This is a genomic window from Rhodospirillum sp. A1_3_36, assembly GCF_047263945.1.
Classification (GTDB): Bacteria; Pseudomonadota; Alphaproteobacteria; order Rhodospirillales; family Rhodospirillaceae; genus Rhodospirillum.
The window spans coordinates 690641-706434 of sequence record NZ_JBLAVB010000001.1; the positions used below are offsets into that span (position 1 = coordinate 690641).

The window sequence follows — 15794 nt, forward strand, 5'->3', positions numbered from 1 at the left end:
TTTTTTTGCTCTTGGGGGGAAGGGAGGATCCCTACCACCCACCCCGGCTCAACCAATCGTCGAGCATGTCCAGCCGGTCCGATCCCCAGAAAGGCTCCCCATCGGCCAGAATATAGGGAGCGCCGAAGACACCGGCCTCGCGGGCCGCGTTCCCTTCCGCAACCAATTTTGCCTTCCAGACCGGATCATTGCTTGCGACCAAAGCGGCCTCCCGGTCCTGCCCCTCCTCTCCCGCGATGTCCGCCGCCACCGCCCGGTCGGAGATATCCCGGCCATCGGAGAAATAGGCCCGAAAGACCGCCAGCGCATAGGCTTGCCCGACATCCCGCCCGGCGGTTTTCCGCAACCAATGGAAGATCCGCGCTGCCCCCACCGTGGCCACCGGGAATTTGCTCGGCAGCCCCCCCTTCAGGCCATATAGGCGCAGGGAACGGGCAAAGTCCAAACGGGTATAGTCCCCCTTCAGGGGTTGGTCGAGTAGCGGACGGTTGCCGCTTTCCTTCAACAAAGGCCCGAGCATGATGGCGCGCCAACGGACCTCGCGCGCATGACGGGCGGCCAAACCGTTGATCCGCTCGGCCGCGATCCAGGAATAGGGGCTGGAAAAGTCGAAATAGAAGCTCAACGGTTCGGGCATGGATCACTCTCCTCAAATGAGAACATCGAGCGGAAAAATGGGCACCGGTTTTCCGGTTCACTCGATGCTCAACCTATTGGATCTAAGCGAGAATATCACGGCCAATAACCAGCCGCTGAATGTCGGATGTGCCTTCATAGATCTGGCAAACCCGGACATCCCGGGCGATGCGTTCCACGGGATAGTCGCTCAAATAGCCGTAACCGCCCAAGGTCTGGATGGCCACGGAACAGACCTTCTCCGCCGTTTCGCTGGCGAACAGCTTGGCCATACAGGCCTCGGTCAAACAGGGCTGTCCGGCATCGCGCAAGCGCGCGGCGTTGAGCACCATCAGGCGGGCCGCAGTCAATTGGGTGGCCATGTCCGCCAGACGCATGCCCACGGCTTGGTGCTGGGCGATGGGTTGGCCGAAGGTCTCCCGTTCCTTCGCATATTGGATGGCGTAGTGCAGTGCCGCCCGCGCCATGCCGACCGATTGGGAGGCGATACCAATGCGTCCGCCCTCCAGATTGGACAAGGCGATGCGATACCCCTGCCCCGGCTCGCCAAGCATCAGTTCGGGTTCAAGCGCCAGATCCTCCAGGACGATTTGGCAGGTATCGCTGGCATGCTGGCCCATCTTGTGTTCGACGCTGGCCACCGTCCAACCGGGCCGATCGGTCGGCACGATGAAGGCGCTGATGCCCTTCTTGCCCGCCTCCGGATCAGTGACGGCGAAGACGATGGCCACCTTGGCGTTTTTGCCGCTGGTGATGAACTGCTTGACCCCGTTCAGCACCCATTTGCCGTCAACGAAGCGGGCCTTGGTTTTCAAAGCCGCCGCATCGGATCCGGCCTGGGGCTCGGTCAGGCAAAAGGCACCCAGCATCTCGCCTGCCGCCATGGGCTTGAGGAACTGCTCTTTCTGTGCCTCCGTCCCGAACTTCAGGATGGGCATGCAGCCGACGGAATTATGCACGCTCATGATCGTCGAACAGGCGCCATCCCCGGCCGCGATTTCCTCGAGCGCAAGGGCATAGGCCACATGGTCGGCCCCCACACCGCCCCAGTCCTCGGGCACCAGCATGCCCATGAAGCCCAACTCTCCCATCTGTGCCAGGGCTTCGGCAGGAAATACATGCTCCCGGTCCCAGGCCGCCGCATGGGGGGCCAGGGCATCCCGGGCGAAGGCGCGGGCCGTGTCGCGGATCAGCCCTTGCTCTTCCGAAAGCAGCGCAGCGAGGGAAGAATCCAGGATCACCACGCGATCTCCACACCGTCGTAGTTTAGGAACCGCCCTGCGTCGGCGGTGGTCAGCCCATCGATCACGCCACGCATGGCGGTCACGGACTCGTCTGTGGACAACAGTCCGTTGGGTCCCCCCATATCGGTCCGCACCCAACCAGGGTGAAAGGCCATCGCGATGATGCCCCGCTCGACCAACTCGATCCCCAGGCTCTTCACCACAGCATTCAAGGCAGCCTTGGAGGAGCGGTAAATGTACTGAGCCCCTGAGGTGTTCTCCGTCATGGAGCCCATCTTGGAAGACAGAAAAACCGCCTTGCTTCCCTTGGTGTTTTCCAGGCAGGGCAACAGGGCTTCCAGCAGCTTCAGAGGGGCGACGCTGTTGACTCGCAGGGTATATTCCCAGACGAGGGGATCCACTTTCCCAAGGATCTGTTCAGTCCCCTTGCCGCCATAGGTTCCGGCGTTGTTGATAAACAGATCGATCGCCTGTCCAACCATGCGACCGCCAAACCGCTGGATATCCCTCAGGCTGGACACGTCGAGGTTCTCCACCGTACATCCCAGGGCGGCCAGATCCTCGGCCTTGTCGGGCTCCCGGCAGGTGGCGATGACTTCCCAGCCATCGGCCGTGTATTGACGAGCGAATTCGAGGCCAAGCCCTCGGTTGGCGCCGGTGATCAAGACGGTGGACATGGCTCCGTTCCTCCCTTTCCGTTACACGAGTTCCAAGGCAACAGCAGTGGCTTCTCCGCCACCGATGCACAGTGAAGCTACCCCCTTGCGCAGCCCATGGGTCTTCAGGGCATTCATCAAGGTGACCATGATCCGCGCCCCAGAGGCGCCGATGGGATGGCCCAGCGCACAGGCGCCCCCGTGAACATTCACCTTTTCAGGGTCCAGATCCAGGTCGCGCAGGGCCACCATGGAGACCACGGCAAAAGCCTCGTTGATTTCCCACAGGTCCACCGCCTCCTTGGACCAGCCTACCTTGTCCATCAGCTTGGACATGGCTCCCACCGGCGCAGTGGTGAACAAATTGGGCTGATGCGCATGGGCAGCATGGCCGCGCATGATGGCCAGAGGCTCCCAGCCTTGCCGCTCGGCAACCGACGCCCGGGTCATCACCAGGGCCGCACTGCCATCGGAAATGGAGGAACTATTGGCCGCAGTCACCGTGCCCCCCTCCCGAAAGGCGGGCTTCAGTAGGGGAATCTTGTCCGGATCAACCTTGCCCGGGGTCTCGTCCCGGGAGACATCGACGGCGCCTTTCCGTCCCGGCACGGAGACCGTTACACATTCCCGGTCCATGACACCGCCGTCAACCGCCGCCCGCGCCCGGGTCAGGGAGGTGATGGCATAGGCATCCTGCTCCTCGCGGGTGAACTGGTAGACTTCGGCGGTATCCTCGGCGAAGGTGCCCATCAGGCGACCCCGATCATAGGCATCCTCCAGCCCGTCCAGGAACATATGATCGAGAACCTTGCCGTGACCCAGGCGTTGGCCCGCCCGGGCCTTGTCAAGCAGGTAGGGGGCATTGGACATGCTTTCCATTCCGCCCGCCACCATCACCTCCACCTGACCGGCGGCAATGGCGTTATAGGCGAGGATCGAGGCCTCCATGGCCGACCCGCACATCTTGTTGACCGTGGTGCAGGGGACATCCCAGGTCAGCCCCGCAGCATGGGCGGCTTGGCGGGCGGGCGCTTGCCCCAAACCGGCAGGTAAGACACAGCCCATATAGGCGCCGCCCACCCTCTCCGGGGGCACACCAGCCTGCTCAAGAGCGCCTTTGATCGCCGCCCCGCCCAGTTCTGGCGCGCGCAGGGACGACAGAGCCCCCTGGAAGGCACCCATGGGGGTGCGTTTGGCGCCAACGATGACGATGGGATCCTTATTGGCTTCGGACATGGGTTATTCCCTCTACGCGATGGACCAAGAGGTCCCGATCAGATGTGTTTGGCAGCAGGTCCAAGCAGGTCCCGTAACAGGGGATCCACCTGGTCGGCGGTCGGATGGCTATCAGACAGCCCTTCCCCCTTATCCCGGGAGGCCTGAAAGATGGCGTCGATCCAGGCATCCACCGCCGGATGGCGGCGGCGCTCCAGGGGAGCCAGGGCCAGGGCGTCAAGCACTTCGGCCACCTCCGATGGCAGCTCCGTCCCGGCACGCAGGGTCATCCAGTCGGATGGCGGCGGTTCGTCGCGGGTCAGGATCCAATCCACCGCCATCAAGGCCCGAACCGTATGCATATATTTAATCCGGGCCGCATCCGTGGGCGTGTCCTGGAAGTACGCGTTCATCGCCGCCTTCGCCAAACCCAGGTAATGGCCCAGCAGGGTCACCCGGGAGAACCCGGCGACCGCCAGTTCCCACAAGGCGGCGATTGGCGCCCCTCCCTCTTCCACCACCTGCGAAGCGGAGATCCACTCCCAGACGGTCGCATTGGATCGCAGGAACAGGCGCAAGGCCTTCCGGGCATCCCATAGAAGAACCGGCGGCAGATCCCCTTCGCCCCCGTCGCGCAGGATATCTGCGGGCTCGACCAACCCCAGGTAGGCCGGGATCGGATGGGTAAACAGGCCCGCACAGACCAGGGGGGCGGCCCCGGTCTTGTCCTCGTAGGGGAGCCCCCATGCCAGGGGACCTGTAAGCACGGCATGGACCGGACGCACCCCCGTCTCGGCGGCGAGCCCATCAAGGGCACGCCGCGCGCCAGATGCATCGAGATGCGCTAAATGAGGGGGCGGAAGAACCGGAACGGATGACACGGTGGAACCTCTCTCCTGAAACGGAATGGGTTCGCCGGGCGTCAGGCCGTTTCGCCAAACAGTTCACGGCCAATGAGCATCCGGCGAATCTCGCTGGTGCCCGCGCCAATCTCGTACAGCTTGGCGTCGCGCAACAGCCGACCCGTGGGATACTCGTTGATATAGCCATTGCCGCCAAGGCATTGAATGGCCTCCAAGGCCATCCAAGTGGCCTTTTCCGCAGAATAGAGGATCGCCCCCGCCGCATCCTTGCGGGTGGTCTCCCCCCGGTCACAGGCCTTGGCCACGGCATAAACATAAGCTTTGCAGGCATTCATGGTGGAGTACATGTCCGCCAGCTTGCCCTGCATCAATTGGAACGATCCAATGGGCTGGCCGAACTGGCTGCGCTCATGGACATAGGGCAGGACCACGTCCATACAGGCATCCATGATGCCGAGCGGACCACCGGAGAGAACCAGACGCTCGTAGTCCAGACCGCTCATCAACACCCGGACGCCGCCGTCCACCTTACCCAGTACGTTCTCCTCAGGGACTTCGCAGTCCTCAAAGACCAGTTCGCAAGTGTTGGAGCCGCGCATCCCCAACTTGTCCAACTTCTGGGCCGTAGAGAATCCCTTGAATCCCTTTTCTACCAAAAAGGCCGTAATCCCCTTGGATCCCGCCTCGGGAGAGGTCTTGGCATAAATCACCAGCACATCGGCATTGGGACCGTTGGTGATCCACATCTTATTGCCGTTGAGGATATAGCGATCCCCTTTCTTGTCCGCGCGAGTCCGCATGGACACCACGTCGGACCCGGAGCCGGGTTCGCTCATGGCCAGCGCTCCCACATGCTCTCCGGAGACCAGCTTGGGGAGATAGGCCCGTTTCTGTGCCTCGGTGCCATTGCGGCGGATCTGGTTGACGCACAGGTTGGAATGGGCGCCGTAGCTGAGACCCACGCTGGCCGAAGCCCGGCTGATTTCCTGGACGGCGATGGTATGCTCCAGGTAGCCCATGTCCGAGCCCCCAAATTCCTCTTCCACCGTCACACCCAACAGGCCCATTTCGCCCATCTTACGCCAAAGATCGGCGGGGAAATCATTCTCCCTATCGATATCCGCAGCCCGGGGGGCGATCTCGGATTCGGCAAAGGAACGCACGCTGTCGCGCAACATCTCGGCGGTCTCGCCAAGGTCGAAATTCAACGACGGATAATCGAACACGGACACCTCCCTGGACGTCTTGACCTCGACCCGCTCCCGAATTATGGCTCCGGGCTTATCCAGACGAGGCGTCTTGATAGGATTCACTTGGCACAGTTCAGAACAAGAACAAGCCACCGCCACTCCTTCTCAGAGTGTGTTCGTCGCATGCGGCTCGTCCATTCCTCCCTTGCGAACAATCTCACTGTATCTACCGTTTACGTTAACGTCAATATCTACCGTTTACGTTAACGTAAACCAACGTCTTGGAAATGACCCTCTACCGGAAAGCATGGGATTCCCCCTCGCCACACCCGGAGAAAGGAGTGTATTTTGGCCCCCTTCCCCCTACCCGGGACCGGATAAAACCGGCGAAAACAAACGGATCAGACCAGGAAAGACGCCAGGGACCATGGAAACACGGCTGACGGTGATCGGCGAAACATTAGGAGACGGTGAGATCGTCGCGGCCCTCCCCTCCTTTCTCAAGGGGATGGGACGGAGCTTGGCCAATATGTTTCCCCGGTCCACCCGAAAGCGCTTAAATCGGGCGCTCCATCGGTTGTATCCGCGCCTCCAAAACGTGGAACACAAGGTCCTGAAACCCGAATCCCTTCTTCTTCAAGGTGTGCCCCTGGACGAAGCCTTGGCCGACCCGGACCTGATCGACCGGGGCTGGGCTGTCTTCCAGGCCTCCTGGAAAGCGGGTCTGGTGACCCTGCGGGATCTTGATGGTGATCCCATTCCCTTTGGGAAAAATGGTTTGGAAACCGCCTGTTGCGGTGTTGCCATGGACGATGTAGAGGAAGCCCTCGTCATGATCGCGGCAGAACATATGTTCGCGGGCAATGAGATGGCCTTGGAAAAGGTGGGTGACGTTTTGGGAGGACTGGCCGACCTGCCAAAGCTGCGCATTATCGCGGAATTTGATGCCCTCCGCTTGGACCACCTGCGCGAAGCCTTTGGCAACCGGTTCGAAGAAATCATGTTCGGCATGGAGCTGGAGCATCTGAAAGCCTTCGCCCGGCTCGAGCCCCATGCCCTCCATGCCCTCCGTCAGTCCATGGGCAAGGAATTCATTGAAGTCACCCAATGGGATCCGGACTATCTGAATGCCATCGCCGATACCTTTCAGGTGGTGGAACAATTCCGGGATCTGGGTCCCTATATCATTTCGGTGAAGAGCTCGGAAACCATCCGCTCCATCGGAAGCTGGTCAATCCGCGACATCACCGAACAAGTGAACGCCAAGCGCGTCAAACAGGGAAAACAAAGACTCAAAGGACGACGATACGAGACGGACATTGCTGTCGTCCGCCATGTCCTGGGCAAGCATTTCGAAGTATTAATGGAACGACCCGGCGATCTGGTCGACGCCATTGGGCGGGTCTGCGCCACCACCCGCCATCTCTCAGGGCCAGCGCGGTCAGATCGCTACGACCAGATCGCGAAGCTGGCAGACCGCTATTTAGAGTACTTCTCCTCGGCCGATATGGTAAAGGCCCTGCACCTGACCGAAAACAATCCCGTTGTCCGGGGTGACACTGACGATTCAAACGTCGACCTGTCCTTTGGAGAAGCTGTTTTGATCCTGGACGGCCTTTGGAACAAGCAAGGCTTTGGTCGCCCCTTCTTCGAAGGACCGTTCCAAAATGAAAAAGGCGTCAAAGCCATTGCAGGACTAGTGACGAACATCCAATCCATGAAAAAACGCGGATCCGTCAAGGGGGGAGAGATCGATAAGATCCTGGGCTCCACGGATCTGCTCGATGCCAGCCTGAAGGGCGTGTTCAAAAAATAGCGCATTCCAGCGGAACAGGCGGGACGCGATTGGGACTGAAAAGGGAAACGGGACAATGCCCTCGCATCAACGTTTGCGCCTACGCTTAAAACTATGCGGCTTCGCCATTCTTGGTCCAGGGAAGGCAGATCTAATGGAAACCCTCAAGAAAACAGGGTCCATTTCCTCCGCAGCCCGGACCAATGGTCTATCCTACCGCAAGGCCTGGGCCATGCTCGATGAATTGAACCGAGCCTTTCAAAGCCCTCTCGTCTCCACTTCCTTCGGTGGGGCCAAGGGAGGTGGCGCTCAATTGACGCCAATGGGTGAGACCGTCCTCGCGACCTTTCGGGAATTGGAACGCAAAACCCTAGAAGCCGCAGGCGATGAAATCGCTCTCCTGCAGTCCCTATCCAACGAGAACGCCCCCCAAGGCGACCCCGATTCCCCCGGCTGCCGCTTCGCCGACGGCGACGAAGAAGGGGCAGAATAGCAGACAGGGTAAATATCCAGCCCTGCCCTCATATGCATAACCAGACATAACGAAGCGATTGACAGCGCTGAGGTTTTCGGCGAGGCTCGCTATGCACAGACAAACTCAAGCATGTTTATGCTTAAGAAAGGAACCTGTCTGGCATTACTCCCGCCACAGATGACGGGCATAAAAAGGGGAACCCAGCATGAAACTCAGCACACGCAACCAACTCACCGGAACCGTAACAGCTTTGATCGAAGGGCCGGTGAACGCATCCGTGAAAATTGACATTGGAGGACAGACCGTTACGTCTTCAATTACAGACGAAGCGGTGAAAGATCTGGGCCTCAAGGTCGGAGACGCGGTCACCGTCCTCATCAAATCCTCGGATGTGATGATTGGCAAATAGCTAGAGCGGAATGAGGAAAAGCATGTGCGGTTTTCCGTCTCATTCCACTCTAACTATATGATTTAGATCACGTTTATAAAACCAGGTCGGACAGACCTGATTTCATCGTGATCTAAAAGGTCTTTGGCGGCCCCTTTCTTCTTCGCTTCCCCCTCCCCCAAGGGGCCGTCCGCTTCAAGGCCTGCCTCTATGCGACCGTCGCCCCATCCATTGGGAGGATCCAGCCATGCGCATCGCTTTCGCCACCACCGACCTGGCCCATGTAAACGCTCTCCCCCTCTCAGCACCTTGCCTGGTCATCCACGAGGTCTCCGAGGAAGGTGCTCACCTGATCCAGGCATCCGAGTTGACCACAAATGACAGGGAAGCCCATCTACGTCTGTTGGGCGGCTGTCAGTTTGTCTTTGCGATGGAAACGGACGACATCACATCTGCGCTTTTAAGGCGACTCGGATGCGATGTTCTTCTCTCACACCGCGAACGCCCTATTGCCGAAGGCCTGGATAACATGGTCTCGCGATTGCGCGACCAAGGAAGTCGATGGTTGCGCCACCGGGAACGAGAAGCCCGTCAATGGGCAATCGAAAATCCAGAAAGGTTGTAAATCCCAGGTTCTTCAACAGTCTACCAAGACATCACCTTCGACAATCACGGACACCAAAGGTCCATCGGAAAAATATAGAAAATTAAAACAAAATATTAACATTTAAGATTAATTGACGAATTCCATGGAATTGTTCAAGAATAAGATGGTTGGTCAAGGTGTCACGTCCCACGCTAAACGAGCAAGATCAGGCTTTGCCCCGTTTGAGTGACATGATAGGAGTTGAGTGATCTCATCGAATGGTATTGGTCAATTGGTTGGAGATGGAGGCTTTTCTTAAAGGGGATAAAAAAACAAGTACACAGAGGGAGGCGAAACCATGGACGCGAACACCCCCACGGGTCCGGTACAATGCCTATTGGCACATATGGTAGAGGTCTGCTCAACCGCAGACCACTCGCCAACGGCATCCGACTTCGGACAGGAGATCGAGAAAGCCCGCGCTGTCGCCCATGACCTGGAACGGCTGGTCAGCGCACAATGCCTCACATGCCAGGCTGAAATTCAGGATTTCCTTGACGCAGCAAACCGTGTGACACGCCCGGACTATCGACCGGAAGACCGGGAATTGATCGGATTGACCGAATGGGCGGCCTATCTACAGGACCAGTGTTTGGAGCGGGATATGCTCGGTCGCTGTGCAAGAGAACAGCTTACCCGATAGGGGGTCCTCTTGTCCGGAGTAGCCAAGGGGCTGGCGCGTTTTTCTGAGAGCATAATATCCCCCACTGGGGCCGAAGGGCCCCAGACCCCGGGCCCTTATTTCTAGAGCATGTTTCGTGAATCACATTTCACGTGACATGCTTTAGAACAAAAAATGGGGGTTTGGGGGCATTTGCCCCCAAATGGGCTTGGGCAATCGTCCAAGACTTACGAGACACTCTCCTGTCCCATAGTGTGAATCAGACCGGATGCTCTTCAGAACACCTCAAGGGACAAGCGCGCCTGAGCAACCAGGGGGGGCGCGATATCATGGGCGAGGTAATCCCAGGCGGCCAGGGCAATCATTGCGGCATTATCCGTGGACCACTTCAAGGGAGGCAGGCAAAGCGCCACCCCTTTCTCGGCGCACAGCGTTTCGAGCGACTCTCTGATCTGGGGGCTCGCCGCCACGCCGCCCACCACGGCCATGCAGCTCGAGGGGTAGTCCTCCAGGGCCTTACGGCATTTGGCTTCTATCACATCCAGAACCGCGCGAACGAAGGAGGCGGCAAGGTCGTTGACGGGCTCCGGCCCGTTCTGATCCACATGGCGCCCCACCGCAGCCTTCAACCCAGACCAAGAGAACTCCAGGCCTTCGCGGATCAAGGGGCGGGGAAAGCGCAGGGTAGCGGTCCCCTCCTTGGCGCGTCGGTCGATCTCCGGTCCGCCTGGATAGCCGAGGCCGAGCATGCGCGCGACCTTGTCATAGGCTTCGCCGACGGAGTCATCGCGGGTCTTGCCAACAATCCGGATATCCGTGGTCGAACGCATATGGGCGAGCACCGTATGGCCGCCGGACACCAGGAAAATCAGGGCTGGGTAGGTGATCCGCGCCTCTTCCAGGTCGGCGCTGCGCAGGTGGCCCCGCAAGTGATTGACACCGATCACCGGCTTATCCCAGACCAACCCCAGCCCCGCCGCCGTATTAATGCCCACCAGCAGGGAGCCGATCAGCCCTGGCCCCCGCGTCACACCAATGGCCCGCAGGTCTCGGGGCGAGATTCCGGCTTCCTTGAAAGTGCCCTCGACGGCGGGAATGATCGACTTCACATGGGCGCGGCTGGCGAATTCCGGATACACCCCACCAAATTCAGCATGGATCTCCTCTTGGGTCGCCTTGCGGGAGGCCAGAACCTCCCCCTTGGCAGTCACCAGAGCCACGGCCGTATCGTCGCAAGAGGATTCGACCCCAAGAATCACCCCGCCATCCATCCCATCAAAAGGGCTCATGCCAACAGCTCCCGGATCGTCTTTTCAGGGATCACCCCTTCTCGCTCCACCCGAGGTGGATCCACCCGGCAATTCACCAAGGTGGAGGGATCCCCGCTCAGCGTACCGCCATCAATCACCAGATCCGGCCGACCGGACAGTTGAGGCAGGATGCCTTCGACCCGTTCGGCAGTCGCCATCCCATGGCCATTGGCGCTGGTCACCAAAAGAGGGCCCATTGTCCGCAGCAGCGCGAGCAGAAATGGGTGGTTTGGAATGCGGAAGGCCACTTCTTCCCGCCCCTCAAGCCAGATCGGGCGAGGCCTCTCCGAGAATCCCACGGCCAAGGTCAGGGCACCGGGAACAAAGGAGGACGCAGCCAGACGATCCATAACCGGGGTGCGCTCCAACCCAAGCGGACCAAGCGCCTCCAGGTCCGCGACCATAACCGGCAGGTTTCTCTGAGCCGGGCGCTGTTTCAGGGCGAACAGGCGCGCCACCGCTTCCGGATACTCCGGCGAGACTGCCAAGCCATAGACCGTATCGGTGGGCAGCAGAACCACTCCTCCCTCTCGCAGGCAGGCGGCGACAGTTTCGATCTTGGTTTCAGTCACGGCTTGGGCCATTGATGTCTTGCTCTTTGCTCGCCATTCCCCCTCCCCTCGTCAAACGCGGTCGAGGGGGATGAATCGGGGATCCAGTTCATTCAGGGGCTCGACCGGATCCGGTCCCGCTTTCTCTGCCCCATCCAGCGCCAGCTGGAGGAAACGCGGCGCGAGAGCACTCTCCTCCGCGCCCAAAACCGGAGCCCGAGCCGTCAACGCCGGATCCTTCAAAACCTGGACGTCACCGGACAGCACCGCCCCGTCCCCAGCCTTACCCAACACATGGGCAACGGCGGGGCCCGCTGGGCCAAAGACCAGATGGGACAGGGTTTGGCCGTCGTAAAGCCCCACATAGGCGTGGGCGTTCGCCGCCCGCTTCAAGCAGACCACCGGTGCAGCCCCCAAAGCCCGCGTCCGAGATCCCAAAAGGATAAGATGGTCGACCCCGAGAATGGGCCGCCCCAGGGCAAAGGCCAAGGCATTGGTGAAGGAGACCCCACAGCGGGTGGCGCTCAGCCCCCCGGGGCCGATGTTGACCGCGACCAGATCAATATCCGCCAAGGTCCGCCCGGCTTCAGACAAAACCTCCCGCGTCGCCTGCGGCAAGAAGATGGCGGTATCCAGATCCCGCCCCCGGTCACGGGTGGCCAAAACGCCGATCTCGTTTCCCAGAACCACATGGGAATGGCCATCGCTGGTATCAATGCAGAGGGCGAGAGTCATACGGCGCCTCCCTGACCCAGATCGGCCAGAAGGGCCGCCACTTTGTTGTCCCAGGGTCCGGCCTCCCACTCCAAGGTCACGCTCCGCGCCTCGGGTCCGGAGGGCGCCTGGGCAATGCGCAGCGTCAGTGGATCGTCATGGGCACCCCGAACAGTCTCGCCCCATTCCACAAAGACCATCGCCTCGTCGAAATAGGCTTCCATACCCATGTCCAGATATTCTCCCACACCGGATAGGCGGTAGGCATCCACATGCAGGATATCCACTTCTCTTCCTTTATAGACCTGAGCCAAAGCGTAGGTGGGGCTGGTGACTTCGTCCTCCGACCCCAATACCCGAGCTACGGCCTTGACGAAATAGGTTTTGCCCATGCCAACGGGACCATCCAACAGGATCACGTCCCCCGGTTCCAACCGGACCGCCAAGGCCTCAGCCAAGCGATCCATGTCGAGGAAATCGGATCGGGTGAGGGTCACGGGGGGGAGAACGGCCATCACGATCACAAAGCGCTGGAGGTGCTGGTGGAGGAAGAATTGGCAGAGGAGACTGCGGCCTTGGCGTCTGCAATCCGCACCATGACCGGGCAATCGGGGCGATGGGCGCCCGGCAGGGTTCCGGTGCTCATCAGGAATTCATTGACCACTTCCTTGCCCGTGAAGCGGAAGGTTTTGCGGAACAGTTTCACCCACTCGTCAAGATCTCGGGGCGTATGGGCATCAATCCAGCAGGCGAACCCACCATGACTTGCCCGCAGCCCCTGAAGCACCTGTGCATTATGGATGATCGCATGAACCTTTAACCGATTGCGGATAATCCGCACATCCCCCAACAAACGGGCCACGTCTTCCTCGCCATAGGCCGCGACGGTGTCTACGTCGAAGCCATCGAAAGCGGCATTCAGCCCCGGGCGACGCTTGAGGATCAGCAGCCATGACAAACCCGCCTGGAAGATCTCCAGGCAAAGGCGCTCGAACAGGACCGTTTCGTCCCGGGTGGGAAAACCGTATTCGGTGTCGTGGTAGGGGCCATGCTCCGGATGCCCCGGCGCCACGTCACAGTACCAAGACATGGAGCGATTCTCCTTCAAAACAAGAGGGGGCTTTCGCCCCCTATACCCCCCAATTGGGAAGCAGAGCTTCCCAAACCAATCTCCTTTTTTTCAAAGAGATCCCCTTCCCGGAAGCAACCAACTCAAAAGGGGTCTGGGGAGTGAAACTCCCCAGCCGGGTGTGGGCGGGAGCCCACACTATCCTACTCTGTCACCCAGGCGAGAGCCTCCCCTTACGCCTGTTCCAGCTCCACAAGGGTGCCATAGAAATCCTTGGGATGCAGGAAGAGCACGGGCTTGTCATGGGCTCCGTTCTTGGGCTCCCCGTCGCCCAACACGCGCTTGCCGTCGGCCTTCAGCTTGTCCCGGGCGGCAATGATGTCTTCCACCTCGTAACAGACGTGATGGATCCCCCCGGACGGGTTCTTGTCGAGGAACGCCTGAATAGGGGACTTCTCCCCCAGAGGGTGAAGCAGCTCAATCTTGGAATTGGGCAATTCAACGAAGACCACAGTCACGCCGTGGGCGGGCTGGGGAACCGGGTCGGATACCTTGGCGCCCAGAGTACCCCGATAGTCCGCAGCGGCGGCTTCAAGGTCGGGAACGGCGATGGCCACGTGATTCAGACGTCCAATCATGGTGTTTCTCTCTCTATCCATATCCATAGTGAGGATTTATAAATCACTATAAATCCTCACCACAGCGGATCAAACGCGCAAAACGTGAATATCCGTCACTGGGCGGCGGCCCTGGCTCTGACGGAAAGCGCGACGCACCGCCACACGCACTGTTTCCTCCACGGGATAATCATCCCGCCGGTCTGCCGATCGCATCCCATTGACCGCATCGCTCACCAGATCCAACAGATCCTCCAGGTCATCGGCATCGTCTTCCACATCCAACAGCCCACGGGCACTGATGCGCGGCTCTGCCATCAGCCGCCCCTTGCCGTCAAGCACCAGGGACACCACAACGGCCCCGTTGAAACCAATGCGCTTGCGATCGCGAACCACTTCGCTGTCCAAGGGAATCAATCGGTCACCGTCCAGTGCGAGACGCCCCGTCGGAACTTGGCCAACCACCTCCGGCTCGGTCCCGTCCAAGCGGACCACATCACCGTTGGTGATGGTCACAACCTGCTTGACCCCCATGTCCCGGGCGACGGAGGAATGCTCATCCAAATGCATGAACTCCCCGTGCACGGGCAAGGAAATCCGGGGCCGGGTCAATTCATACAGGGTCCGAACCTCATCCGCTCCCGGATGGCCCGAAACGTGGACGAGGGCGTCGCGCGAAGTGATCATCTTCGCCCCTAGGGCAGCGATCTGGTTCTGAAGCTGCAGGATGGACCGCTCATTGCCGGGAATGATCCGGCTGGAGAAGATCACCACGTCGCCCTTGCTCAATGACACATGGGGATGGCTATCACTGGCGATACGCTTCAGAGCGGCCCGGGGCTCACCCTGGGAGCCAGTGCAAATGAACAGGACCTTGTCCCGGGGTAGGCGCGCGCCCTCCTCGTCCGTCAGGAACTTTGGCGCATCTTTCAGATACCCACAGGTCTTCGCCGTATCATGCATGCGCCAGAGAGACCGGCCCGCCAGCGCCACCTCCCGTCCATTGGCCTTTGCGGCAATGGCAATGCTTTCCATTCGCGCAATGTTCGAGGCAAAGCAGGCCACGGCAATGCGACCGGTCTTGAACTGACCGAACAGCTCAATCATGGAGCGCCGGACGTCGCCTTCCGACCCGGAATGCTTATCGGAAAAGATATTGGTGCTATCGCCGACCATGGCCAGCACACCCTCGTCACCCAGGCGCTTCAACGCATCCAGGTCAGCAGGCCCGCCCACGAGGGGCTCGGGGTCAAGCTTCCAATCCGCCGTATGCAGAATCACCCCGGATTTGGTCCGAATGGCCAAGTGGTTGGGCTCGGGGATGGAATGGGTAGTGGATATGAATTCCAGATCGAAGGGTCCCACCGTGAACCGACCACCCAGTGGAATTTCCGTCAGGGGAACCTCCCCCACCAAATCGTCTTCCCGCAGTTTATGACGCAGGAATTCTGCGGAGAAGGGGGTGGCATAGACCGGGCATTCCAGATCGGGCCACAGATAGGGCACGGCCCCCAAATGGTCTTCGTGAGCATGGGTGATCACCAAACCAACCAGATCGGCCTTCAACTCTTCAATAAAAGACGGATCGGGTAGAATCACATCCACACCGGGTGTGGTGTCATTGCCGAAGGTGATCCCCAGATCGACCATCAACCACTTACCTTCGTAGCGGTAAAGGTTGAGGTTCATGCCGATCTCTCCGGCGCCCCCCAGGGGTACGAAATACAGGCCTTCCTTATGGAAGCGTGGGGGAACCGGTGTCTTAGTATCGGCCATGGGGCGGATTGATCCCGTCGAACAAGG

General features: G+C 59.8%; 18 protein-coding genes. 5 read left to right on the top strand and 13 right to left on the bottom strand.

The window, feature by feature from the left end; genetic code table 11:
- Window positions 1–31 precede the first annotated feature (31 nt).
- The 6 genes from ACLIRY_RS03030 to ACLIRY_RS03055 form a co-directional block, all read right to left on the bottom strand.
- On the bottom strand, window positions 32–637 hold the full coding sequence (locus ACLIRY_RS03030; RefSeq protein ID WP_413203857.1) for a 2-hydroxychromene-2-carboxylate isomerase: 606 nt from the start codon (window positions 635–637) through the stop codon (window positions 32–34).
- Window positions 638–719: 82 nt separating this feature from the next.
- Window positions 720–1877, bottom strand: coding sequence for an acyl-CoA dehydrogenase family protein (locus ACLIRY_RS03035; protein WP_413203858.1), 1158 nt, complete (start codon window positions 1875–1877; stop codon window positions 720–722).
- Window positions 1874–2557 carry an SDR family oxidoreductase gene (locus ACLIRY_RS03040; RefSeq protein WP_413203859.1) on the bottom strand — a complete coding sequence of 228 codons (684 nt, stop codon included), beginning with the start codon at window positions 2555–2557 and terminating at the stop codon, window positions 1874–1876. The genes ACLIRY_RS03035 and ACLIRY_RS03040 overlap by 4 nt, the downstream gene beginning before the upstream one ends.
- Window positions 2558–2578: 21 nt before the next feature.
- The gene (locus ACLIRY_RS03045) at window positions 2579–3772 is read right to left on the bottom strand and encodes an acetyl-CoA C-acyltransferase (protein WP_413203860.1); all 1194 of its coding nucleotides are present in this window, start codon (window positions 3770–3772) and stop codon (window positions 2579–2581) included.
- Between the two features lie 38 nt (window positions 3773–3810).
- On the bottom strand, window positions 3811–4632 hold the full coding sequence (locus ACLIRY_RS03050) for a DNA polymerase beta superfamily protein (protein ID WP_413203861.1): 822 nt from the start codon (window positions 4630–4632) through the stop codon (window positions 3811–3813).
- 41 nt (window positions 4633–4673) lie between these two features.
- Complete coding sequence (locus ACLIRY_RS03055; RefSeq protein ID WP_413204188.1) at window positions 4674–5792, bottom strand: isovaleryl-CoA dehydrogenase; 1119 nt, start codon at window positions 5790–5792, stop codon at window positions 4674–4676.
- Window positions 5793–6231: 439 nt separating this feature from the next.
- On the opposite strand from ACLIRY_RS03055, the gene ACLIRY_RS03060 reads away from it, so the two are divergent.
- From ACLIRY_RS03060 to ACLIRY_RS03080, 5 genes are all read left to right on the top strand, one after another.
- A complete protein-coding gene (locus ACLIRY_RS03060) occupies window positions 6232–7620 on the top strand; it encodes a hypothetical protein (protein ID WP_413203862.1) in 1389 nt (462 codons plus the stop codon).
- A 133-nt stretch (window positions 7621–7753) separates the two neighbouring features.
- A complete protein-coding gene (locus tag ACLIRY_RS03065) occupies window positions 7754–8092 on the top strand; it encodes a winged helix-turn-helix domain-containing protein (protein WP_413203863.1) in 339 nt (112 codons plus the stop codon).
- A gap of 187 nt (window positions 8093–8279) precedes the next feature.
- Window positions 8280–8483, top strand: coding sequence for a TOBE domain-containing protein (locus ACLIRY_RS03070; RefSeq protein WP_413203864.1), 204 nt, complete (start codon window positions 8280–8282; stop codon window positions 8481–8483).
- Between the two features lie 226 nt (window positions 8484–8709).
- Window positions 8710–9087, top strand: coding sequence for a hypothetical protein (locus tag ACLIRY_RS03075; protein ID WP_413203865.1), 378 nt, complete (start codon window positions 8710–8712; stop codon window positions 9085–9087).
- 319 nt (window positions 9088–9406) lie between these two features.
- Window positions 9407–9751 (top strand): hypothetical protein, encoded by a 345-nt coding sequence (locus tag ACLIRY_RS03080; RefSeq protein ID WP_413203866.1) that lies wholly within the window; start codon window positions 9407–9409, stop codon window positions 9749–9751.
- 254 nt (window positions 9752–10005) lie between these two features.
- Here the strand turns inward: ACLIRY_RS03080 and tsaD are convergent, their stop codons facing one another.
- From tsaD to ACLIRY_RS03115, 7 genes are all read right to left on the bottom strand, one after another.
- Entirely contained in the window at window positions 10006–11019 is a 1014-nt protein-coding gene (tsaD, locus tag ACLIRY_RS03085; RefSeq protein ID WP_413203867.1) for a tRNA (adenosine(37)-N6)-threonylcarbamoyltransferase complex transferase subunit TsaD, read from the bottom strand.
- Window positions 11016–11624, bottom strand: coding sequence for an L-threonylcarbamoyladenylate synthase (locus tag ACLIRY_RS03090; protein WP_413203868.1), 609 nt, complete (start codon window positions 11622–11624; stop codon window positions 11016–11018). The genes tsaD and ACLIRY_RS03090 overlap by 4 nt, the downstream gene beginning before the upstream one ends.
- A gap of 39 nt (window positions 11625–11663) precedes the next feature.
- The gene (gene tsaB, locus ACLIRY_RS03095) at window positions 11664–12326 is read right to left on the bottom strand and encodes a tRNA (adenosine(37)-N6)-threonylcarbamoyltransferase complex dimerization subunit type 1 TsaB (RefSeq protein ID WP_413203869.1); all 663 of its coding nucleotides are present in this window, start codon (window positions 12324–12326) and stop codon (window positions 11664–11666) included.
- A complete protein-coding gene (gene tsaE, locus ACLIRY_RS03100; protein ID WP_413203870.1) occupies window positions 12323–12820 on the bottom strand; it encodes a tRNA (adenosine(37)-N6)-threonylcarbamoyltransferase complex ATPase subunit type 1 TsaE in 498 nt (165 codons plus the stop codon). The genes tsaB and tsaE overlap by 4 nt, the downstream gene beginning before the upstream one ends.
- A gap of 5 nt (window positions 12821–12825) precedes the next feature.
- The gene (locus ACLIRY_RS03105; protein WP_413203871.1) at window positions 12826–13395 is read right to left on the bottom strand and encodes a DNA-3-methyladenine glycosylase I; all 570 of its coding nucleotides are present in this window, start codon (window positions 13393–13395) and stop codon (window positions 12826–12828) included.
- A gap of 212 nt (window positions 13396–13607) precedes the next feature.
- A complete protein-coding gene (gene mce, locus ACLIRY_RS03110; RefSeq protein WP_413203872.1) occupies window positions 13608–14012 on the bottom strand; it encodes a methylmalonyl-CoA epimerase in 405 nt (134 codons plus the stop codon).
- 69 nt (window positions 14013–14081) lie between these two features.
- Window positions 14082–15767, bottom strand: coding sequence for a ribonuclease J (locus ACLIRY_RS03115; RefSeq protein ID WP_413203873.1), 1686 nt, complete (start codon window positions 15765–15767; stop codon window positions 14082–14084).
- Window positions 15768–15794: the final 27 nt, after the last annotated feature.